The sequence below is a fragment of the Microbaculum mangrovi genome, from assembly GCF_051390635.1.
Taxonomy (GTDB): Bacteria; Pseudomonadota; Alphaproteobacteria; order Rhizobiales; family Tepidamorphaceae; genus Microbaculum.
In genome coordinates this window covers 548,530-570,519 of sequence record NZ_JBPODT010000003.1, presented here as the reverse complement: position 1 = coordinate 570,519, position 21,990 = coordinate 548,530, and the positions used below count along the sequence as shown (strand labels likewise).

Genomic DNA, 21,990 nt, shown 5'->3' with positions numbered 1-21,990 from the left:
TCACTCCGGCAGACCGGCGGCACGCATCAGATCGTGCATGCGGCGGCGATCGTCCGGCGAGCGGATGAGTTCGAAGAAATTCCAGTGTTCAAGCCGGAAGGCGGGAAACCGCTCGGCCAGCCGCGCCGCCACGCGCGCGGCCTCCTCGCGCCGGCCGAGCGCCCAGTACGCCGTCGCCGCCCAGCACAGCACGGGCGGGCCGACCGGGCCATGACGCGCGATGTTCTGCTCGAAGGACGCGACGGCGCCTTCGTAGTCCTGCCCGATCGCCTTGATCACGCAGCGCAGGTTCAGATACGGCCCGTTGACGAACTGCGGATTGAGCCGAAGCGCCTGATCGATCGGCTCCACGCCGAGCTCGGGATGGCCGGACAGGGCCAGGAAGAAGGCCCGGTAGGCGTGGGTGTCGGCATCGTTCGGCTGCAGGGCGTGGGCCTTGTCGATCGCCACCATCGCGTCGTCGTGGCGCCCCCGCAGCAACAGCGCCTGGGCAAGCGCCACATAGGACCAGCCGAAGCTGTCGTCGCAGTCGACCGCCTTGCGGGCCAGCGCCTCGGCGCGGGCCGCGGTTTCGGTCATGTCGACATGGCCGAAAATGGCGGAGAATCCGAGCATCCAGGAGACCCCGGCGTATCCTCCGGCATAGTCCGGGGCCATCTCCATGACCTGCTCGAACATTTCCCGGGCGGCGCTGATGCGCTCGGGAATCGGGGGAAACGGCGTCGCCTTGGCCCGGACATAGAGCTCGTAGGCTTCCAGATTGTGGGTGTGGACGCGTTGCAGGCGTTCGGTCTCGTCGCCCCGCAGCCGCACCGACAGGGCCGAGACCACCTTGGCGCCGACGTCGTCCTGCAGCTCGAAGACGTTGTCGACGCTGCCGTCGTACCGCTCGGCCCAGAGATGGCCGCCGCTGAGCGCGTCGATCAGCTGCACGTTGATGCGGACATGCGCGCCGGCCTTGCGCACGCTGCCTTCCACCACGTAGCGCACCCCCAGCCGCTGCGCCGCCTCGCGGATATCCACCGACCTGCCCTTGAACACGAACGAGGAATTGCGGGCCACCACGAACAGTCCCGAGACCTTGGACAGGTCGGTGATCAGGTCCTCGGTCATGCCGTCGGCGAAATACTCCTGTTCCGGATCGCCCGACATGTTGTCGAAGGGCAGCACCGCGACCGACGGTTTCGACGGCAGTTCGAGCGGCTCGGCGCCATTCGACGCAGGGGCCAATACGGGGGTCGGCGCGGGGACTGGCGGGGCGCTCTGTCCAAGGGCCGCAGGTTGTCCGCGATCGTTCCGCCAGCGCCAGATCCGGATCGGCCTGGCGATGTTCTTGGCCTCGTGCTCGCCGCCGTCTTCCCACGCGACCTCGAGACGGTCGCGGACCTGCCGGTAGGCATCGTCCGACAGGCTGATGCCGCCGGGCTCAGACAGGGGCTCGATGCGCGCGGCGATGTTGACGCCGTTGCCGAAGATATCATCGCCCTCGATGATGATGTCGCCGACATGGACGCCGACCCGAAGGCGGATGGCCCGGTCGTCGGCGACGCCCTGGTTGCGCGCGGCGAGCCCCTGCTGGACGGCGATGGCGCACTCCACGGCGGCGACGACCGAGGGAAACTCCAAGAGCAAACCGTCGCCCGTCGTCTTGACGATGCGGCCGCCGTGCCTGCCGATCAGGGGATCGACGAGTTCGGACCGACAGGCGCGCAGCGCGGCGAGCGTGCCGATCTCGTCCGCCCCCATCAGACGCGAATAGCCGACCACATCGGCCGCTACGATCGCTGCCAGCCTGCGTTGCGTTTCCTCCGTCATGGCGGAAGTTTACCGGCGCAATATCCAGGAATCCACGCGTAAGGTGACGGCGCGAGCGCTGCCGCAGACACGGCGCCCCTCGCGCCGCCGACAGGTCGGACCGGGGCGCGGCGCCCTAGTCCGTCAGACCCGCCTTTCGCAGGCCGTCGAGCAGAAGGTCCATATCCGCCTCGCGCCGGTACGCGGCGATGGCGCGCGCCTGCGACAGCGAAAAATCCGGACTGATCCGGCGGACCTCGGCCAGCGCCTCGCGTGCGCGCCCGGTCTCGCCGAGCTGGCCGCAGGCGGCGGCGAGAAAGAACTGAGAGGGCAGCGACTCCGGATTGTGCGCCACGGCCCGCGCGATCATCTCCACGGCTTCGCCGAAGCGGCGCATGGTGAACAGGGCCTGGCCGACATAGAGCGTGTAGTAGAAGGGATAATAGGGGTTGAGCCGCTTGGCCTTCTCGATCAGCCCGGCGACCCGTTCGGGCTGGCCGCCGAAGTGCAACACGCCGGCAAGCCCGGCGTAAGCTTCGGCATTGCCCGGCTCGACCTCGACCCAGCGCACGGCATCGGCGATCGCCGCGTCGTGCCGCCTCTTGAAGAGATGGACGGAACTGAGCGCCTCGTAGACCAGCGGCAGCGTCGGATCGAGGTCCCTGGCTTTCCGCGCCAGCTCCTCGGCCCGGTCGAGCGCGCCGGGAACGCCCATGAACCACTCGTGCAGATAGGTCTCGGCCAGGGCCGCGTGCGCCGCGGCATAGCCCGGGTCGAGCGCGATCGCCCTGTCGTAGAGCGCGCGGGCGGCGAGATTTCCGTCCCTCGAGAAGCGCCGATACTGCTCGCGCCCGCGAAGCAGGCAGTCATATGCCTCGGCGATGGCCGTTTCGACGCGGGACGGCATCGCGCCGGCGAGCTTGACCTCGAGGCTGCGCACGATCCTGTCCGTGACATCGTCCTGGACGGCGAAGATGTCGTCGAGGCCGCGATCGTAGCGTTCGGCCCACAGATGCCCGCCCGACGCGCCGTCGATGAGCTGCGCGGTGATCCGGACGCGGTCGCCGGCCTTGCGGACGCTGCCCTCCAGCACGTAGCGGACACCGAGATCGCGGCACACGTCCTGGATCTTCACCGCCTTGCCCTTGTAGGTGAAGGTCGAGTTGCGCGCGATGACCGTCAGCCCGGCGACCTTCGATATCTCGGTGATGATGTCCTCGGTGATACCGTCGGCGAAATACGCCTGCTCGCTGTCACCGCTCATGTTGTCGAACGGCAGGACCGCGATCGACGGCCTGGTGTCGGCCGGCGGCGCCGATATCTCGGCGGCAACGGCGGCGGCGATGCCGGCGGCATCACCGGCCGGGCCGACGCGGCCGGGATGCCACTGCCAGACCCGCAGGGGACGATCGATGTTCTTCAGGTCGCGGGGGCCCAGGTCCTCGAAGGCCAGGTCCGTGCGGTCGCGCACCTGGTCGTGGACGGCATCGGAAATGCACAGCCCGCCCGGCGGCGCGAGGCTTTCCAGACGCGCGGCGACGTTGACCCCGTCGCCATGGATGTCGTCGCCGTCGACCACCACGTCGCCGAGATTGACCCCGCAACGCAGCTCTATACGCCGGTCGGCCGGCAGCGCGGCGTTGTTCTCGGCCAGGCGGGCCTGAATCGCAGCGGCGGCGCGCACGGCGCCGACGGCGCTGGCGAACTCGGCCAGGATGCCGTCGCCCATCAGCTTGACGACGCGGCCGCCGAATTCACCGAAGGCGGGATCGACGACCTCCGTCCGCAAGGCCTTGAACGCGGCGAGGACGGCCTCCTCGTCGGCCCGGACCAGCCGCGCGTAGCCGACGACATCGGCGGCGAAGATGGCGGCGAGACGGCGTTGCATCGGCTCCCTCCCCGGCGTAGCGCGAAGCGTAGAGCCGAAGGGCGACAAAAGCCATCGATTGCAGAGGCCGGAACCCGCCCGCGATTTGACCTGAAACAAACCGCACCGCCCGTTTTTCTGGTTTTGTCGTTACGCGGGCGGCTTTACAGATGGCCGGATCATGCCGAGTGGTCCGGCGGTCGCATTCGAGACAGGTCGACGACAGTGAAAGCCATATCCCGCGTATTCTGGGGCGCCCTGGCGCTCCTCATCGTCCTTTGGACGGCGTTCAACCTCCAGATATTCCAGGCACGGGGCTTCTTCGCCCTGCGCGGCGACATGGTGCAGCTCACCGGCGTTCTCGCCGTTGCCGCCATGAGCTTCGCCATGGTGCTGGCGCTGAGGCCGCGCTGGCCGGAAGCCTGGTTCGGCGGCCTCGACAAGATGTACCGCCTGCACAAGTGGTTCGGCATCGCCGCGCTCGTCCTCGCGGTCATCCACTGGCTCTGGGCCAAGGGGCCGAAATGGGCGGTGGGATACGGCCTGCTGTCGCGGCCGGAACGCGGGCCGCGCCCGGAAATCACCAATCCGCTGGAACAGCTCTTGTCGAGCCAGCGCGGCACGGCGGAGGGCCTCGGCGAATGGGCCTTCTACGCGGCGGTGCTGCTGATCGTCCTGGCGCTCGTTCCGCGATTCCCCTACCGCCAGTTCCACAAGACCCACAAGCTCATCGCGATCGCCTACCTGGTGCTGGTATTCCACTCGGTCGTGCTGGTGCAGTTTTCCCACTGGACCACGCCGATCGGGATCGTGGTGGCGCTGCTTCTGATCCCGGGAACCTATGCGGCGCTGGTCGCGCTGACGGGCCGGATCGGCGCCGGCCGCCAGGTGCACGGCACGATCTGCCTGTTGCGCCGCTATCCCGGCGTGCGCGCGCTGGAATCGGAAATCGCCATGGAACCGGGATGGCCGGGCCACAAGACCGGCCAGTTCGCCTTCGCCACGTCGGACGCGCGCGAAGGCGCGCATCCCTACACCATCGCATCGGCCTGGGATCCGGCCGACCCGCGCATCACTTTCGTCACCAAGGCGCTCGGGGACCACACCAGCCTGCTCGCGGACACGCTCAGCATCGGCCAGCGGGTGAAGGTCGAAGGGCCCTACGGCTGCTTCACCTTCGACGACGACCGGCCGAGGCAGATCTGGGTCGGCGGCGGCATCGGCATCACGCCGTTCATCTCCCGGATGAAGTATCTCGCGCGGGCGGAAACGGACCGCCGTGGCCAGATCGTCGACCTGTTCCACACCACGGCGGACGTGGACGAGGACGCCCTGGCGCGGCTGGCGGAAGACGCCAAGGCCGCCGACGTTCGGCTGCACATCCTGGTGGACGCGCGGCACGGCCGGCTCAGCGGCGCGCGCATTCGCGAGGCCGTGCCGGACTGGCGCGAGGCGAGCATCTGGTTCTGCGGGCCGACGGGCTTCGGCAAGGCGCTGCGCACGGACCTGGCCGCCCACGGCTTCGACGTCGAGGCCCGGTTCCATCAGGAGCTGTTCTCGATGCGCTGACCGGGGACGCGGGTCGGACTGGACTTCGGCGCGGGATTGTCTCTAATCACGGGGTTCCCGAAGAAGAAGCGCCATGGCCGACCTTTCCCAAGACCTGCTCGCCCGTTTCGCGGCACTTGTCGGCGACCGATACGCCGTCACCGACACGCACGAGATCGAGCCCTATCAGCGCGAGCGGCGCGACCTGTATCGCGGGCGCGCGCCGCTGGTGCTGCGGCCCGGCTCGGTCGCGGAGGTCTCGGCGATCCTGACGCTCGCCAGCGAGACCGGCACGGCGATCGTGCCGCAGGGCGGCAATACCGGGCTGGTCGGCGGACAGATCGCGCATGACGGCGAGATCGTGCTGTCGCTGTCGCGGCTGAACGCCATCCGCTCGGTCGATCCGGACAACGACACGATGACGGTCGAGGCCGGCGTCGTGCTCGACGACATCCACAAGGCGGCCGACGCGGCCGACCGGCTGTTCCCCTTAAGCCTCGGCTCGGAGGGCTCCTGCCAGATCGGCGGCAACCTGTCGACGAATGCCGGCGGCACCGCCGTACTGGCCTATGGCAACACCCGCGACCTGGTGCTCGGGCTCGAGGTGGTGCTCGCAGACGGGCGCGTGTGGAACGGGCTCAGGAGCCTTCGCAAGGACAATACCGGCTACGACCTGAAGGACCTGTTCGTCGGCGCCGAAGGCACGCTCGGCGTCGTCACCGCGGCGGTGCTCAAGCTGTTCCCCAAGCCGCGCGAGGTGGCGACCGCGTTCGCCGCCGTCGCCAGCCCCGCCGCCGCGCTGGCGCTGTTCGCCACGGCGCGGGCCAAGGCCGGCACGCAACTGACCGCCTGCGAGATCCTGCCGCGCGTCGGGCTCGACTTCGTGCTGCGCCACGCCGAGGGCTCCCGCGACCCGATGGCCGAGCCCCATCCCTGGTACGTGCTCGTGGAACTGTCCTCGCCGCTGAAGGGCGCGGATGTCGACGCGACGATGCAGGCGATCCTCGAGGACGCCTTCGAGGCCGGCACGGTGCGCGACGCGGCGGTGGCAGCCTCCGTCGCGCAGGCCGAGGCCTTCTGGCAGATCCGGCTGATGCTGTCGGAGGTGCAGCGCAAGGAAGGCGGCTCGATCAAGAACGACGTCTCGGTGCCGGTCGGCAAGGTGCCGGAGATGCTGGAGCGCGGCATCTCCGCCGTGCGCGCGATGATCCCCGGGGTGCGGCCCGTGCCCTTCGGCCATATCGGCGACGGCAACCTGCACTTCAATTTCTCGCAGCCCGAGGACATGGCGCGCGAGGACTTCATGGCGCAATGGGGCGCGGTCACCGACGCGATCGACGACATCGTGCTGGCGCTGAACGGCTCGATCTCGGCGGAACACGGCATAGGCTTCATGAAGCGGGGCCTGATGGAGCACATCAAGGACCCGGTCGAACTGGATCTGATGCGCGCCATCAAGGCGACGCTCGATCCCAAGGGCATTCTCAATCCGGGCAAGGTCGTGTAGAAGCGCCGGCTTCCTTTCCGTCGGGAGGCGACCATGCCCAAGCTCTCCGTCACCGAAATCACCGACGCCGATGTCGACGCCGTGGCCGACCTGTGGGCGCGCTGCGGCCTGACGCGGCCGTGGAACGATCCGCGCGCGGACATCGCCTTCGCCCGCGCGGCGCCGAGTTCGACCATCCTCGTCGGCCGCGCCGACGGGGCCATCGCCGCCAGCGCCATGGTCGGCCACGACGGCCACCGCGGCACCGTCTACTACGTCTGCGTCGATCCGCGGCGCCAGGGCGAAGGGCTCGGCCGCGAGATCATGGCCGCGGCCGAGGACTGGCTGCGCGGCCAGGGCGTGTGGAAGCTCAACCTGATGGTGCGCACCGACAACGCCAGGGTGATCGAATTCTACAAATCGGTCGGCTACGACGTCGAGGAACGGGTCAACATGGCGAAGTGGCTCGATCCCTCGAAGAAACCGGCGTGATATCCGGCCGCCGCGTCAGGAGACCGTCATTTCAGGGCTAGTCCCGGGCATGGCGGCCTGGAAACCGGGCAAGGCGGCGGCGCCTCACAGCAGGTTCATCTGGCCGTCGTCCTTGTCGGCCTTCTTCGTCGGCTTCTTCGGCGCCTGGCGCGTTTCCGCCGGCGGTGTCGTCGCCTCTGCAAGCGGCGTCTGGATGGCCGGATCGTCGTTGGCCACCGAATTGACCCGCGTCGAGATCGGGAAGGCCTCGAAGTAATCCTCCGGCGCCGGCTCGAGGATATCGGCGACATCCTTCGGCGCATTGGCCTCGGCGTCGAGCCAGCGGTCGAAATCGCGCGGCTGCACCACCACCGGCATGCGGTCGTGCAGCGGCATCAGCGTCTTGTTGGCGTCGGTGGTGACGATCGTGGCGGTGTCGAGCTCGCTGCCGTCGGCGCCGAGCCAGGTTTCCCACAGCCCCGCGAAGGCGAAGGGGCCACGGTCGGGCCGGCGGATCAGGTGCGGCACCTTGCGGCCGAGATCGGTCTTCTGCCACTCGTAGAACCCGTCGGCGGGGATCAGGCAGCGGTGATGGCGCATGGCGCCGCGAAAGGCCGGCTTGGTCGCCACCGTGTCGCCGCGCGCGTTGATCAGGGTCGGGAACCCCTTGGGATCCTTCAGCCACGAGGGCAACAGCCCCCAGCGCATCAGCGCGAAGGACCGCTGGCCGTGGACGAGACGGACCACGGCGATCGGCTGGGTCGGCGCGATGTTGTAGCGCGGCGGATAGTTGGGCTGTTCGGGAAAACCGAAAAAGGCCCGTATCTCCTGCGGCGGCAGGGACAGGCTGTAGCGGCCGCACATGCGCTTGCCTCCATGTCGATGCCGCTTTGAAGCACAGTCGACGGGATGGCATCAACGCCCGTGTCGCCGTGCTAATCTTGCAGACGATGACGCATTCGACCGATTCCGACCCCCGCGCCTATCCGAAGACGCCGCTCGTCGCCGTATCGGCCTCGGTGTTTCGCGAGGACAAGGTGCTGCTTGCCCGCCGCAGCCGGGCGCCGCTCGACGGCATCTGGAGCCTGCCCGGCGGGCTGGTCGAGCCGGGCGAGGCCCTCAGCGCGGCCGCCGCGCGCGAGGTTTTCGAGGAAACGGGGGTAAGGGCAGAGATCCTCGGCGTCGCCGATGTGGTCGAGGTGATCCAGCATGACGCGGCCGGCGCGGTGGCGCGGCACTACGTCATCGTGTCGTTTGCCGCGCGCTGGCTCTCCGGCAACGGCGAAACCAGCCCGGAAGCCGCGGAAATCGCCTGGCGGCATCCCGACGACCTGTCCGGGCTGACCCTGACCGACGGCACGCCGGCGGTGGTCGCCAAGGCGGCGGACCTGCTGGCGCGTGGATAGCCGCACGGGGAGAGCCGATTGAGATCGGCGGCGCGGCGGACTAGATATGGTCCATGGAGAAACGGAAGCCCGCCTTCGGCAATGCCGCGCGCGCCGGTGTGATCGCCCTGGCGGCGGCACTGGTGCTGGCGTTCGCGCCCGTATCGGGCCCGGCGACCGCCCAGACTCTGCCGACGGCACCGCCCTACGAAAAGGAAATGCACCGGCTCGCCGAGATCCTCGGCGCCGTGCACTACCTGCGCCAGCTCTGCGACGCCGACGAGGGCCAGACCTGGCGCACGATGATGCAGCAGCTGATCGACGCGGAAAATCCGTCCACGGAGCGGCGCGCCAAGCTGGTCGACAGCTTCAACCGCGGCTATCGCGGCTTCGAGCAGACCTATCACACCTGCACCGAGACCGCCGTCTGGGTGATCAACAACTACATGGCCGAGGGCGCGGAAATCGCCCAGCGCATCGCCACCCGCTACGGGCAGTAGTGGGCTACGGAATGATGTGAGTCAGCAGGACGTCGAGGATCAGCGCGCAGCCGAAGGCGGCGAGCAGGATGCCGGAGACGATGTTGATGCGCCGGAGCGTCTTTTCAGAGATCAGGTGGCGAATGCGGGTGACGAAGGCGGCGAGCCCGGCCCACCACAGCAGCGCGCCGCCGCTGACAGCCAGAACCATCAGTCCCGCCGCCGTATAGTCGCCCTCCGGCAGCAGATCGTTGCCGATCATCCCACCGAAGATGCCGACGAAGCCGAGCAGCGCGCCCGGGTTCGTCACGGTGATCAGGAAGGTCGCCGGCACGATGCGCACGGCGGAATCGCCCATATGCGCGGCGGCGCGCGGCGAGCCGTGTGGCGGCGTCGCGATGATGAACCCGCCGAACACGATCAGGATGAAGCCGCCGACAAGCTTGATGAACTCGCTGTGACTGGTGACCGCATCGGCCGCGGCGCTGATGCCGAAAGCCGCGATCAGCGCCAGAAGCCCGTCGCCCAGCGCCGCGCCGACGCCGGCCAGCACCGCCGGCCAGAAGCCGAAATGCAAGGCGCGGCCGATGCAGATGACGTTGACGGGTCCGACCGGCGCCGAGACGACGATGCCAATCAGGAGTCCGACCGGGATGACCAACAGACTGTTCATATCCCTCGAGACTACCGGCGCGGCCCTAAAAAATCTCTGGTCCTTCGTTCTTAGGGCGTCGGCACCGCCGTCACAACAGGCTCTTTGCCGGCAGGCGCTTTACCGCGATCGGGTGAACGAGATGACTTGCGAACAAGGCGACTTGACCGGGCCGCCCGCTGGGCGATCATGGCGGCATGCATCCCGATCAGACGACAAACCTGGCCACCATGCTGTTCGCTGCCGCGATTGCGGCCGCGCCGGCGGCCGCCACGACAGCGTTCGCGCAGAACAAGGTGAAGACGGAAACGATCCAGGTCGCGCCCGTCGAGGACGGCGCGGCCGAAGACGGCCCCGTGGACGGGGCTAGCGCGCCGGCCGGGGACCCGGGTGACGGAGGCGCGCTGCCCCAGGTCCTCTACGACTGGTCGCTGCTGCCGCCGCCGGTCAGGCGCATGCGCGAGCAGATCATCGAGGCGGCCCAGAGCGGCGACCTCGAGCGCATGCGCGTCGTGCTCGAATCCAACGAACTGCCGCCGATCGTCTCCTTCGGCGGCGAGACCGATCCGATCGAATACTGGAAAGGGGCGGGCGGCGACCCGGAGGGACGCGAGATCCTGGCGATCATGATCGAGATCCTGGAAGCGGGCTTCGTCCGTCTCGACGAGGGCACGCCGCACGAAATGTACGTGTGGCCCTATTTCCAGGCCCTGCCTCTCGACTCGCTGTCGCCGTCGCAGGAAGTGGAGCTCTACAAGCTGATCACTCCGCAGGACCGCCAGGGCATGGAGGAATTCGGCGCCTACATGTTCTACCGGCTCGGCATAGGCCCGGACGGCACCTGGCACTTCTTCGTCGCCGGCGACTGAGCCCGCGCTCCTGCCCGGACGCTGTCCTCGCGGCTCCTGAGATCGGCATGCGATTGCCGGGTCGCGCCCGGCAATGACGTGGACGAACGCGAGGCAACGCACCAGCCGTCGGGCTCTAGACGCATCCCCGTCTCTGCGAATTTCGGTTTCGGACGGGATGTTGAGGCTCGGCTGCAGGCCGCCCCCCAGCGGCGGCGGACAGCGCTTCCCAGACAAGGCGAAAGCGGCACGACGGCGCCAAGCGGCATCGGAAGGCTCCTGTCAGATCCGGTTTATTTTGATGCGGAGCGGATGAATCGGTCGAGCAGGGTAAGGACCGATTGTTTGATCTCCTGCCACTCCGACAGGAATTTGGGAGGGAACAGCGTTTGAATTTGTGCATTGTGTTCTACAAGGAATATTTTGCATGTCCTGTATTCTCCACTCTCGCGGTGTCGGCGGCATGCGATGTAATCGGTGACTTCATCTCCGCTTTTCCGATAGAGCGCGACGTGCTCCGTGGACACCCAGTCTGGCTCGGATGTGTACCGACGCCTCTCGAGTCCGTAGATCGACCCGTCGTCCACCCCCGGATCGTCTTTCGCGTGGAAGAACAACATGAACCCGGACACGTGCCCCGTCTGCCGGCTCGCGCTGACCAGTATCTGCAGGGTGCGATCGTTCAGGCTGCCGCTGAACAGGTCGAGTGTCTCAGGGGTCGCGCCCTCCAGACCTGGATAGGTTGCCCGGATGAGGAAATCCTCCGCATCGGCGTCGCAGCCAACCGGGGGAAAGACGAAATAATTTTCCGGAATCGCATAGCGGACCCCGGCGATGCGGAGGAGAACCAAATCGGTTGAGAGCGCCCCCCTTGGCGGTCGTGGCAGGTACTTTTGCGCCGGAGTGATCTCATCGAGCTTCGAGCAATCGCGTTCGGCCGCGCTGCCGGAAGTTGCCAGTGGCGGGGCAAAGAAAACACCAACCGAGAGACAGATCAGCCACGCTGCGAGAGCAGATAACCGAATACTTCTTGACTGTTTTAGGTGAACTCTCAATTCCGATCGTTCCTCTTCAGTCGTGGTACGAAATATATACTGTGCGCTAATTCGTTCCGCCCGCCCGTAAGATTATCAATGGGACTGCCGCTCTGGCCCATCGTGCTTCCCCCAAATCCGAGCCGTGACAATCAAACGCCCTAACGGAAGCCTGCACTACGCGCGACGCGTGTGCAACCGATAGTTGAGGCGTGCGTGACCCGGTCGCGACGCCTTTACCACCAGGCGGCGAACCGCTTGCCAACCCGGAACGATTGGGCCACGCTTTAAAAAATAGGCGGCTTTATTTCCAAAAGCCCAGCGATATCAACGATTATATGCTTGTGCCTTGCCGCATGGAGATCACGGTATCGGCGCGCGGGGAAGACTTGGTGCCGGCAGGAGGAGCCTGATGAAGATGATCCATCGCCGTTCGCGATTTGCGGCCGCCGCTGCCTGTCTTGGCCTGATAGCCGCCTTTCCCGCATTCGCGCCGCGCGCCGACGCGCAGCGTCTGGAAAGCAGCATGCCGTGGATCATGCCGTTCGATGTCGGACAGCCGCTGCCGACCAGCCCCGCGAAGGCGATCACCAGCCAGCGGCAGGTCTACGATTTCATGTGGGAGAGCTTCGTCGCCATCAACTGGCCGCAGCTGAACGGCGGCAATCGCGCCCAGCCCGACCGGAACGCCACGCTGGCGCACTGGGGCGCCGGCCTGGAATCCGAAGGCCCGGTCGTATGGCAGAGCTATCGAAGGCCGAACGAGGTTTTCGTGAAGCCCAAGCAGTGGCCGATCAAGTGGAACGACATGCCGAGCCTACAGTCGCTCTGCGCGACGCCGGGCATCGGCCAGCCGATGACGGTCAACTCTTTCTCGACGAACTACTCCGACTTCTCCGACGGACTGAACCAGCCGTTCATCCAGGCCAACTACCCGACCGGCCCGGTCACCGACCAGAACGGCAACTACCTGCGCTACGAAGTCGGCATGAACCAGGCCTACTTCACGTATGTCGGCCGCTACCGCTACTACAACGCCAACAAGCAGGTGAAGGCGGTCGCGCGCTACATCAAGTTCGTGGAGAAGCGCGGGAAGGCCCCGGCGCCGTCAAACAAGCGCAAGGCCAAACGCTTCCAGCCGCTGCCGAACGGCACGGAGGCGTATCTGAGGAACCTGCCCGACTATGCCCGCCAGGGGATCGTCGAATGGAAGGCTGCCTGGAAGATCCTGGGCGCGGACGACGTTCCGGAGCGCTTCTACCGCCGCGCGGCGTACTTCCTGAATCCCGACGGCAGCTGCGCGGGGCCCTATGTCGCCGGCCTCGTCGGCCTGCACATCCACCGCGTCACCAAGAACGGCGGGCATATCGGCGCCACCTTCGAACAGGTCGACAACACCAGCCTGCAGCCCGAGTACAGTTCTCACAAGGTGCCCGGCGCGGCCGGGCTTCCCCCGCACGCCTCGCTCAACCCGGGCGGCGAGACCCCGCCGGCCTATCCGAACGGCTACGCTATCTGCGGCCCGCTGGGAATCGGATGCCAGTCGGGCATCGGCGGCAACCTGCCGGCGCCGATCAAGGACGGACAGGCCCTGCCGGGCGCCCCGCAGCTCACCAACGTTGTCCGGGCGGTGCCGATCCCGGCCGAGGTGCAGGACGTGAACGCGAAGTGGCGGTCGCAGCTCAAGGGAAGCGTCTGGTTCTACTACCAGATGATCGGCGCCCAGAACCGCAACATCGACGTGCCCAATCCCGATCTCGGGCCGGGCGTGCGCGGGGCGCAGGTCTCCAACACGACCAACCTAATCAACACCACGCTGGAGTCCTACACCCAGCGGGGCTGGAGCTGCGCGCAGTGCCACCAGAACGCGTTTCCGCTGGGGGTGAGCCAGCCGCTGCCGCCGTTCGGGCAGGCCTGGGACCCGCTCCACACGATCAGCTTCCTCTTGCAGAACGCCCAGACCAACAAGTGAGCGTCGGGAATTGACCGCCGCTCACTCGGGCCCGTCGGCCGGGGCGGACGAGGATCGATGCCATGAACGGCCCTAGCGTCCCTAGCTTCGGGGCAGGGTCTCGAGGAAGCGCACCGGCGCGCCCGTGGCGGGGGCGAGCAGGTCGCCCTCCCACATGACGACGCGGCCGCGCACGATCGTGCCGACCGGCCAGGCCGACACGGTGTGGCCGGCATAGGGGGTCCAGCCGCAGCGCGAGGCGATCCAGTCGTCGGTGATCTCCTGACGGCGACGCATGTCGACGATGGTGAAGTCGGCGTCGTAGCCCGCCGCGATGCGGCCCTTGCAGGCGATCTGGAACAGCCGCGCGGGACCCGCGCTGGTCATGTCAACGAAGCGCTCGATCGACAGGCGGCCGGCATTGACCTGATCGAGCATGATCGGCACCAGCGTCTGCACGCCGGCCATGCCGGAGGGCGAGTCGGGATAGGGTTTGGCCTTCTCTTCCAGCGTGTGCGGGGCGTGGTCGGAGCCGAGAATGTCGGCGGTGCCGTTGGCGAGACCCGCCCACAGCCCGATGCGATGGCGTGAATCGCGGACCGGCGGGTTCATCTGCAGCTTGGTGCCCAGGCTGGCGTAGCTGTCGGCGGTCAGGGTCAGATGGTGCGGCGTGACCTCGACGCTGGCGACGTCCTTGTGGTGGGCGAGGAAGGCCATCTCCTCGGCCGTCGAGATGTGCAGGATATGGATGCGCCGGCCGGCGGCGCGGGCAAGCCGCACCAGCCGCTGCGTGGCCAGCATCGCCGCGGTCTCGTCGCGCCAGACCGGGTGGCTCTCAGGCCTGCCGGGCTCGCGCAGGCCGGCGCGCTCGCGCAGGCGCGGCTCGTCCTCGGCATGGAAGGCGGCGCGTCGGCGGATATGGCGCAGGACGATGTCGATGTCCTCGTCGTCCTCGAGCAGCAGCGTGCCGGTGGAGGAGCCGACGAACACCTTCACGCCGGCGCAGCCGGGCAGCATCTCAAGTTCGCCGAGTTCGCGGGCGTTCTCGCGGGTGCCGCCCATGAAGAAGGCGTGGTCGCAATGCATTCGCCCGCGGGCGCGCTCCAGCTTGTCCTCGAGCGCGGCGGCGCTGACAGTCTGCGGATCGGTGTTGGGCATCTCGAACACGGCGGTGACGCCGCCGAGGACGGCGGCGCGGGAGCCCGATTCCAGGTCTTCCTTGTGCTCGGCGCCCGGCTCGCGGAAATGCACCTGGGTGTCGATGACGCCGGGCAGGATGGTGAGGCCGAAACAGTCGATGGTCTCGTCGGCCGAGGCCGATCCGAGATCGCCGATTTCCATGATGCGGCCGTCGCTGACGCCGATATCGCGCACGCCGACGCCATCATGGTTGACCACGATCCCGCCCTTGAGGATCACATCGAATGTCGCGCCCATGCCTTCCGCCCGGCCCTCCGCCTGCCTGCTTGCCTCGACCACCGTCGAGAAATACCTAATGTCCATGCCGGCCGATTGAAACCGGCGTACACGGTATCAACGCGAAACGGAAAACCAGCGCAAGGGGCAACGTTCACATGTCGGACCATCAGGCGACCGTTCTCGGCGGCCGCAGCGTGATCGCGGTTTCCGGTCCGGAAGCCCGCGATTTCCTGCAGGGCCTCGTCACCAGCGACGTGGAAACCCTGGCCGAGGGGACGGCGCGCAACGCCGCGCTTCTGACGCCGCAGGGCAAGATCCTGTTTGAATTCATGATCTTCCGCGCCGGCGCGGACCAGTTCCTGCTCGACTGCCCCGCCGACAGCGTGGCGGAGCTTGCCAAGCGCCTGACCTTCTACAAGCTGCGGGCGAAGGTCGAGATCGCCGCGCAGCCGGACATGGCGGTGGTGGCGCTGTGGGATAGCGACGCGCAGCCGCACCCCTCCGCCTTCGCCGATCCGCGGCTTGCCGCGCTCGGCTGGCGGGCCCTGCTTCCCGCGTCCGAGGCGCAGACCGTCGCCGGGCAAGGCGGGAGCGCGAGCGAAGCCGACTATCACGCGCGGCGCATCGCGCTCGGTGTCGCCGAACTGGGAGCGGACTACGCGAGCAGCGCCGCGTTCCCGCACGAGGCCAATCTGGATCAGCTCGGCGGCGTCGACTTCAAGAAGGGCTGTTATGTCGGCCAGGAGGTGGTGTCGCGCATGCAGCATCGCGGGACCGCCCGCAGCCGCTTCGTGCCGGTGGCGATTAGCGGCGCCGCGCCGGATGCGGGGCCGACGGTGGAAGCGGGGACGACGGTGGAAGCGGGCGGCAAGGCGGTCGGCACCATGGGCTCTTCGGCCGGCGACACGGGACTGGCGCTGCTGCGGCTCGACCGGATCGGCGATGCGGTCGCGGCCGGCAACGCGATCACGGCCGGCGACGCCACGCTGACGCCGCGCAAGCCCGACTGGGCCGGGTTCGACTGGCCGGCGGGGGACCAAGAGGCCGGTGAGCATCAGGCGGGCGCGCGTCCCGGCGCGACCTCATGACCGACGCAGCGCGCGCGTGGCAGCGCATGTTGTCGGGCCGGCGGCTCGACCTGCTCGACCCCTCCCCCCTCGACGTCGAGATCGCCGACATCGCGCTGGGCCTGGCCCGCGTCGCGCGCTGGAACGGCCAGACGGTCGGCAAGCATGCGTTCTCGGTCGCCGAGCACAGCCTGCTGGTCGAGGACCTGTTCGGGCGGCTCAATGCGACGACCGAGCGGCGCTGGCGGCTGGCGGCGCTGCTGCACGACGCGCCGGAATACGTGATCGGCGACATGATCAGCCCGTTCAAGGCGGTGCTCGGCGACGACTACAAGGCGGTGGAGCACCGCATCCAGGAAGCCGTGCATCTGCGCTTCGGCCTGCCGGCGGTGCTGCCGGCTCCGGTCAAGAAAGCGATCAAGCGCGCCGACATCGCCGCCGCCTTCCTTGAGGCGACACAGCTCGCCGGCTTCTCCCACGCCGAAGCGACGAAGTTCTTCGGCCGGCCGGGCCGGATCGGCGGGGAAAAGCTGGAGACCCTGTTCTCGCTGGAAGCGCGCCCGGTCGCCAAGGCCGAGGCACGGTTCCTGGAGCGGTTCAAGCAGCTTTCGGGCTAGCGTCCCCGGAAGACGGCGGGAATCCGCCACCGGGACCACGCATCGACCTCATACGCTGGATTCTCGGGTCGTCCGGGCCCATATAGGGGGCAAATCGCAACCAGAGTACCGTACCATGCCGGCCATCCACGTCTGTTCCCTCGCCAAGATCGCCAGCGTCGTCGACAAGACGGGCGCGAGCCATCTGGTGACGCTGATCACCGAGGGCACCGAGGTACCGCGGCCGGCCGTGATCGCGCCGGAGCGGCACCTGTTCCTGGCCATGCACGACATCACCGAGGCGATGGAGGGCATGGTGCTGCCGTCGCAGAGGCACGTCGAGGACTATCTGGACTTCGTCGAGGCCTGGGAGCGCGACAGTCCGATGGTGGTGCACTGCTTCGCCGGCATCTCGCGCTCGACGGCGGCCGCCTTCATCGGCGCCTGCGCGCTCAATCCGAAGATGGACGAGGAAGACCTGGCCCTGCAGATCCGCGAGGCCTCTCCGACCGCGACGCCGAACGCCAGGCTGGTGGAGATCGGCGACGCCCTGCTCGGCCGCCAGGGGCGCATGAGCCGGGCCGTGAAACGGATCGGGCGCGGCGACTTCGCCTACGAGGGCGTGCCCTTCGCGCTGCATATCGGCCCGCGCGAGGACTGACCCGCGCGCCCCGTCAGCGCCCGCCGTCAGCGACCCGCCGCCGGCACCTCATCCTCTTCCGGTTCGCGAATTCCCGAGACCGTCGTCAGCAGCGCGTGCAACTGGGCGATATCGCCGCCCAGCTCCTGAGCCACGCGTTTCTGCGCCGCGCGCCAGTGCGGCACGGCGCGCGCGACCGTCTCCTGGCCCTTGTCGGTCAGCGCCACCTGCTTCACCCGCTTGTCCTCTCCTGCCGACACGGAAACATCGCCGCGTTCGACGAGCGGCCTGATCGTGCGCGTGAGCGTGGAAGCGTCCATGCCCAGCGCCTCGGCCATGCCCGACATCGGCAGCGGGCCGGTCGTGGCGATCATCGCGAGCACCGAGAACTGGGTCGCGGTCAGGCCGGCCTTTCCGAGGGCGTCGTCATAGAGCGCGGTGATGCGCCGCGTCGCCTTGCGCAGCCGGAAGAAGGTGCAGTTGAGGTCTGTCATGTGAGGTATGCCATGGCCAGTGCCACTCGATCATAGCCTTGTCGACGAGGATTTTATTGTATATGCATCTATCATCGATGTCCACACTTGGAATTCAGTCCCGAAGGAGCGCGCCAACATGTCGGAAGTCTACAGCCGGATCGCAGCGGTCCCCCGGTTCGACGTGCTGCCGATCGCCGAGGTCAAGGACATGGACGGGCTCACGATGCTGCGCGCGATGCTGGACGGCGACCTGCCGCCACCGCCGATCGGCAAGACGCTCGGCTTCATCCTGACCGAGGTCGACGAAGGGCGCGCGGTGTTCAAGGGCATGCCGTCGTTCGACTACATGAACCCGCTCGGCACGGTGCACGGCGGCTGGGCCGGCACCCTGCTCGATTCCGCCCTCGGCTGCGCGGTGCACACGACGATGAAGCCGGGCGAGGCCTACACGACGGTGGAATTCAAGGTGAACCTGGTCCGGCCGATCATGCCGAATACGGGCGAGGTAACCTGCGAGGGCGTCATCGTCCATCGCGGCGGGCGCATCGCCACGTCCGAGGCGACGCTGAAGGACGCCGGCGGCAAGCTGCTCGCGCACGGCTCGGAGACCTGCATCATCTTCCCGATGAAGACGGGTAAGACGCGTTTAGCCGGAAGCGTCGAGCGTTCCGCCTCAGATTCCCGCTTTCGCGGGAATGAGCGGATCTAGTAAAGCCCCGTCTCTCCCCTTCTCACGTCATTGCCGGGCTTGGCCCGGCATTCTCAGGGCATCGGCCTCGGGAAGACGGCCTCAGGAAGCCGGCACGAGATGCCCGGGTCACGCCCGGGCATGACGGGCGGTTGGCTGGTTTCGCTGCTGGCCGGCTTAGCCGGCGACCGGCTGGGCTGGAGCCGGCTAGCCGGCGGCCGGCTGCGTCGGTGGCTGGCGTCCTCAGCCGATCTTCACCACCACGCGGCCTCGGATCTTGCCGGCGAGGATGTCGGCGGCGGCGGCCTGCACGCCGTCGAGACCGATCGTCGTGGTCATGGCGGCGATCTTGGCGTGGTCGAGGTCGCGGACGAGGCGGTCGTAGGCCTCGACCCGGCGGGCCTTCGGCGCCATCACCGAGTCGACGCCGATCAGGCTGACGCCGCGCAGGATGAAGGGGGCGACGGAGGTCGGCAGGTCCATGCCGCCGGCAAGGCCGCAGGCGGCGACCGAGCCGCCGTACCTGGTCATCGACAGCACGTTGGCGAGCGTCTTGGAGCCGACTGCGTCGACGCCGCCGGCGAAGCGCTCCTTGCTCAGCGGGCGCGGATCGCCGGAGAGCTCGTCGCGCGGAATGATCTCGGAGGCGCCGAGACCCTTCAGATACTCGGCTTCCTGGGGGCGGCCGGTCGAGGCGACGACCTCGTAGCCGAGCTTCGACAGGATCGAAACCGCCACCGAGCCGACGCCGCCGGCCGCGCCTGTCACCACGATCGGGCCCTTGTCGGGCGTCACGCCCTGGCGTTCCAACGCCAGGACGCAGAGCATGGCGGTGTAGCCGGCCGTGCCGATCGCCATCGCCTCGGCGCCGCTCATGCCGTCGGGCCGATGGATCAGCCAGTCGCCCTTCACCCGGGCCTTGCCGGCAAAGCCGCCATAATGGGTCTCGCCGACGCCCCAGCCGTTGAGAACGACCTTGTCGCCGGGCTTGAAGTCGGGATTTTCCGAGGAGTCCACCGTGCCGGCGAAGTCGATGCCGGGGATCATCGGCCAGCGGCGCACCACCGGCGCCTTGCCGGTGACGGCGAGGCCGTCCTTGTAGTTGACGGTCGAGTGATCGACCGCGACGACGACGTCGCCGTCCATCAGGTCGTCGAGCCCGAGCTCGACCTGATCAACCTTCTGCCCCTTCTCGCCTTCCTTGGAAACGAGGATCGCCGGAAACCGGTCTGACATATCGGAAATTCCCTACTGACCTGCCGTTGATGCAGCCCTAGTAGCGCGTCGGGGCGCGGCGGGGCAAGGGCGAGCCGTCATTCGGCCGGCTGTAGGCGGGCCACCGGGACCTCGCGAATCGGGTAGTGCACCAGCGCGGCGGCGAGTCCGGCGACAATGGCGAGCCACCAGAAGACGTCGTAGCTGCCGTAGACCTCGTAGAAGACGCCGCCGAGCCAGATCCCCAGGAACGAGCCGACCTGATGGGACAGGAAGACGATGCCGAACAGCGTGCCCATGTATTTGGGCCCGAACATCGTGGCGACGAGGCCCGAGGTGGGCGGCACGGTGGAGAGCCACAGCACGCCGATGACGGCGGAGAAGACCAGCACGCTCGCCGGGCTGACGGGTATCAGGATGAAGGCGGCGATGGCCAGCGCGCGCAGCACGTAGATCCAGCACAGGATCGAGCGCTTGTTGATGCGGCCGCCCATGACGCCGGCCGAATAGGCGCCGATGACGTTGAAGAGGCCGACCACCGCAAGCGACCAGCCGCCCCAGCTCGGGTCGAGCCCCATGTCGTTCAGGTAGGCGGGCAGATGCACGGTGATGAAGGCCACCTGGAAGCCGCAGACCAGGAAGCCGATGGTCAGCAGGACGTAGCTGCGGTGGCCGAAGGCTTCCGACAGCGCGGCCTTGAAGGTCTGCTCGGACACCTCCGCCTTGTGGCCGCCGGCAGGCGCGCGCAGGCCGATCGCCAGGAACGGCACGACCAGCATGATGACGGAGAAGGCGTAGAGCGCCTGCTGCCAGCCGTAGAAGGCGATGAAGGCCTGGCCGAGCGGCGCGAAGACGAACTGGCCGGCCGACCCCGCCGCCATGCCGATGCCGAAGGCCCAGGACCGGCTTTCGGCCGGAACCAGCTTGCCGAAGGCGGAGATGACCAGCGCGAAGGCCGAGCCGGAAATGCCCAGGCCGATCAGGACACCGGCGGCCAGATTGAGCATCAGCGGCGTCTCGGCATGCGCGGTCAAGGCCAGACCGGCCGCATAGAGCAGCGCCCCGGCCACCATGACGCGCGCCTCGCCCCAACGGTCGGCAATGGCGCCGAACAGCGGCTGACCGAGGCCCCAGACCATGTTCTGCACGGCAAGCGCCAGGGCGAAGACCTCGCGGCTCCAGCCGCGCGTCTCGGACAAGGGCGCCAGGAACAGGCCCATCGCGGAGCGCGGCCCGAAGGCGAGCATCGAGATCAGGCCGCCACAGACGATGACGACCGCGAGACCGACCCAGCCGGACTTCGCTTCGGATTGCGCGGAAAATCGACTCACGATGCAGCCTCGCCCCTACCGCGGCCGCATGGCGGTCACGGACTTGTCCCCGGATTTCGGTTTTTCGAAAATAGCCAGCTTCCAATGACGCGCCCAATGCATTTTTATCATGGCACCCATCGAATCCGCTGATGACTAGTTGTATCTGCAATATAGTCGGCGGACTGCATACGAAAGGACTGGCCGATGACAGCGGAAAGCGAAACCGCGCTGGGTCTGGCGCTGGCGGACGCGCGCCTGGAGGGGCAGCCGATCGATCCGGGCGCCGTGGCGGCGGCCGGCAACTGGCCGCCGGCGGACGCCGAGACCGCAGAGCGCATCGGCGAGATCGCGACGCAGGCGATGGGCGAGCCGGTCGCCGGCTGGAAGATCGGCGCGACCAGCCCGGAGGCGCAGACGATCATGGGCTGCGACGGGCCGTTCCTCGGGCCGCTGTTCGCCCCGCGCATCCACGCCGACGGCGCGACGATCCCCTACGCGCCCGGCACGCTCGGCGTCGAATGCGAGTTCGCCTTCCGGATCGGCACGAAACAGCCCGCGGGCAAGGCCGACTACGACGCGACCTCCGTTGCCGCCCTCGTCATGTCGTGCCATCCCGCGCTGGAGATCGTCGGCCGGCGCACGCGCGGCGACGCGTTTCCGGGGGTTACCGAGGCGATCGCCGATTTCGCCCTCAATGTCGCCTTCGTGCACGGACCGGCGATCATGGACTGGCAGGACGCCGATCTCGCCGCGGCCGAGGTCCGCGGGCACGTCGACGGCCAGCAGACCAACGCCGGGCACGGGCGCAACGTCCTCGGCCATCCGCTGAAAGCGCTCGCCTGGTTGGCCAACGCGCTGGCGCTGCGCGGGAATGGCTTGAGGCCCGGCGACTGGGTGTCCACGGGCACCTGCCTGGGCGTCGTGCCGGCGGCGGCCGGGACCACGGTTTCGGGCGACTACGGACCGCTCGGGCGGGTCGCGGTCACGTTCGAGCCGTAAGCGCGGGGCGAACGCCGGCGCGCCATCGTATGGTCTGTGCGCCGCCGGCGGGCGACGACAAC

At 68.0% G+C, this 21,990-nt stretch carries 21 protein-coding genes; 12 read left to right on the top strand and 9 right to left on the bottom strand.

Going from position 1 to position 21,990, the window contains the following annotated elements; all coding sequences use genetic code 11:
• Complete coding sequence (locus tag ACSF9G_RS15500; RefSeq protein ID WP_436642990.1) at positions 1-1,815, bottom strand: adenylate/guanylate cyclase domain-containing protein; 1,815 nt, start codon at positions 1,813-1,815, stop codon at positions 1-3.
• 115 nt (positions 1,816-1,930) lie between these two features.
• Positions 1,931-3,682, bottom strand: a complete 1,752-nt coding sequence (locus ACSF9G_RS15495) for an adenylate/guanylate cyclase domain-containing protein (protein WP_436642989.1) — start codon at positions 3,680-3,682, stop codon at positions 1,931-1,933.
• A 204-nt stretch (positions 3,683-3,886) separates the two neighbouring features.
• On the opposite strand from ACSF9G_RS15495, the gene ACSF9G_RS15490 reads away from it, so the two are divergent.
• From ACSF9G_RS15490 to ACSF9G_RS15480, 3 genes are all read left to right on the top strand, one after another.
• Positions 3,887-5,230: a ferredoxin reductase family protein gene (locus ACSF9G_RS15490; protein ID WP_436642988.1), complete on the top strand. Its 1,344-nt coding sequence runs from the start codon at positions 3,887-3,889 to the stop codon at positions 5,228-5,230.
• A 73-nt stretch (positions 5,231-5,303) separates the two neighbouring features.
• Entirely contained in the window at positions 5,304-6,716 is a 1,413-nt protein-coding gene (locus ACSF9G_RS15485) for an FAD-binding oxidoreductase (protein ID WP_436642987.1), read from the top strand.
• 33 nt (positions 6,717-6,749) lie between these two features.
• Positions 6,750-7,187 carry a GNAT family acetyltransferase gene (locus ACSF9G_RS15480; RefSeq protein WP_436642986.1) on the top strand — a complete coding sequence of 146 codons (438 nt, stop codon included), beginning with the start codon at positions 6,750-6,752 and terminating at the stop codon, positions 7,185-7,187.
• Positions 7,188-7,271: 84 nt separating this feature from the next.
• Here the strand turns inward: ACSF9G_RS15480 and ACSF9G_RS15475 are convergent, their stop codons facing one another.
• Entirely contained in the window at positions 7,272-8,030 is a 759-nt protein-coding gene (locus tag ACSF9G_RS15475) for an SOS response-associated peptidase (RefSeq protein WP_436642985.1), read from the bottom strand.
• A gap of 86 nt (positions 8,031-8,116) precedes the next feature.
• On the opposite strand from ACSF9G_RS15475, the gene ACSF9G_RS15470 reads away from it, so the two are divergent.
• The gene (locus ACSF9G_RS15470; RefSeq protein WP_436642984.1) at positions 8,117-8,572 is read left to right on the top strand and encodes an NUDIX hydrolase; all 456 of its coding nucleotides are present in this window, start codon (positions 8,117-8,119) and stop codon (positions 8,570-8,572) included.
• 53 nt (positions 8,573-8,625) lie between these two features.
• Positions 8,626-9,051 carry a TIGR02301 family protein gene (locus tag ACSF9G_RS15465; RefSeq protein WP_436642983.1) on the top strand — a complete coding sequence of 142 codons (426 nt, stop codon included), beginning with the start codon at positions 8,626-8,628 and terminating at the stop codon, positions 9,049-9,051.
• A 4-nt stretch (positions 9,052-9,055) separates the two neighbouring features.
• On the opposite strand, the gene ACSF9G_RS15460 is transcribed toward ACSF9G_RS15465, so the two are convergent.
• A complete protein-coding gene (locus ACSF9G_RS15460; RefSeq protein WP_436642982.1) occupies positions 9,056-9,703 on the bottom strand; it encodes a LysE family translocator in 648 nt (215 codons plus the stop codon).
• Between the two features lie 176 nt (positions 9,704-9,879).
• Between ACSF9G_RS15460 and ACSF9G_RS15455 the strand changes: the two genes are divergently transcribed.
• A complete protein-coding gene (locus ACSF9G_RS15455; protein WP_436642981.1) occupies positions 9,880-10,551 on the top strand; it encodes a hypothetical protein in 672 nt (223 codons plus the stop codon).
• 272 nt (positions 10,552-10,823) lie between these two features.
• Here ACSF9G_RS15455 and ACSF9G_RS15450 read toward each other — a convergent pair whose 3' ends face one another.
• Complete coding sequence (locus ACSF9G_RS15450) at positions 10,824-11,585, bottom strand: hypothetical protein (RefSeq protein ID WP_436642980.1); 762 nt, start codon at positions 11,583-11,585, stop codon at positions 10,824-10,826.
• Positions 11,586-11,976: 391 nt separating this feature from the next.
• Between ACSF9G_RS15450 and ACSF9G_RS15445 the strand changes: the two genes are divergently transcribed.
• Positions 11,977-13,536: a hypothetical protein gene (locus tag ACSF9G_RS15445; RefSeq protein ID WP_436642979.1), complete on the top strand. Its 1,560-nt coding sequence runs from the start codon at positions 11,977-11,979 to the stop codon at positions 13,534-13,536.
• 81 nt (positions 13,537-13,617) lie between these two features.
• On the opposite strand, the gene ACSF9G_RS15440 is transcribed toward ACSF9G_RS15445, so the two are convergent.
• The gene (locus ACSF9G_RS15440) at positions 13,618-14,952 is read right to left on the bottom strand and encodes a dihydroorotase (protein ID WP_436643267.1); all 1,335 of its coding nucleotides are present in this window, start codon (positions 14,950-14,952) and stop codon (positions 13,618-13,620) included.
• Between the two features lie 137 nt (positions 14,953-15,089).
• On the opposite strand from ACSF9G_RS15440, the gene ygfZ reads away from it, so the two are divergent.
• The 3 genes from ygfZ (at position 15,090) to ACSF9G_RS15425 (ending at position 17,258) form a co-directional block, all read left to right on the top strand.
• Positions 15,090-16,022, top strand: a complete 933-nt coding sequence (gene ygfZ, locus ACSF9G_RS15435; RefSeq protein ID WP_436642978.1) for a CAF17-like 4Fe-4S cluster assembly/insertion protein YgfZ — start codon at positions 15,090-15,092, stop codon at positions 16,020-16,022.
• Positions 16,019-16,618 carry a YfbR-like 5'-deoxynucleotidase gene (locus tag ACSF9G_RS15430; RefSeq protein ID WP_436642977.1) on the top strand — a complete coding sequence of 200 codons (600 nt, stop codon included), beginning with the start codon at positions 16,019-16,021 and terminating at the stop codon, positions 16,616-16,618. The genes ygfZ and ACSF9G_RS15430 overlap by 4 nt, the downstream gene beginning before the upstream one ends.
• Positions 16,619-16,733: 115 nt before the next feature.
• Positions 16,734-17,258 (top strand): tyrosine phosphatase family protein, encoded by a 525-nt coding sequence (locus ACSF9G_RS15425; protein ID WP_436642976.1) that lies wholly within the window; start codon positions 16,734-16,736, stop codon positions 17,256-17,258.
• A 26-nt stretch (positions 17,259-17,284) separates the two neighbouring features.
• On the opposite strand, the gene ACSF9G_RS15420 is transcribed toward ACSF9G_RS15425, so the two are convergent.
• The gene (locus ACSF9G_RS15420; RefSeq protein ID WP_436642975.1) at positions 17,285-17,731 is read right to left on the bottom strand and encodes a MarR family winged helix-turn-helix transcriptional regulator; all 447 of its coding nucleotides are present in this window, start codon (positions 17,729-17,731) and stop codon (positions 17,285-17,287) included.
• Between the two features lie 118 nt (positions 17,732-17,849).
• Here ACSF9G_RS15420 and ACSF9G_RS15415 point away from each other — a divergent pair, with 118 nt between their 5' ends.
• Positions 17,850-18,422, top strand: coding sequence for a PaaI family thioesterase (locus ACSF9G_RS15415; protein ID WP_436642974.1), 573 nt, complete (start codon positions 17,850-17,852; stop codon positions 18,420-18,422).
• A gap of 222 nt (positions 18,423-18,644) precedes the next feature.
• Here the strand turns inward: ACSF9G_RS15415 and acuI are convergent, their stop codons facing one another.
• Positions 18,645-19,637: an acrylyl-CoA reductase (NADPH) gene (gene acuI, locus ACSF9G_RS15410; RefSeq protein WP_436642973.1), complete on the bottom strand. Its 993-nt coding sequence runs from the start codon at positions 19,635-19,637 to the stop codon at positions 18,645-18,647.
• Positions 19,638-19,714: 77 nt separating this feature from the next.
• A complete protein-coding gene (locus ACSF9G_RS15405; RefSeq protein WP_436642972.1) occupies positions 19,715-20,947 on the bottom strand; it encodes an MFS transporter in 1,233 nt (410 codons plus the stop codon).
• Positions 20,948-21,133: 186 nt separating this feature from the next.
• Between ACSF9G_RS15405 and ACSF9G_RS15400 the strand changes: the two genes are divergently transcribed.
• Positions 21,134-21,928 carry a 2-keto-4-pentenoate hydratase gene (locus tag ACSF9G_RS15400; protein WP_436642971.1) on the top strand — a complete coding sequence of 265 codons (795 nt, stop codon included), beginning with the start codon at positions 21,134-21,136 and terminating at the stop codon, positions 21,926-21,928.
• Positions 21,929-21,990 lie beyond the last annotated feature (62 nt).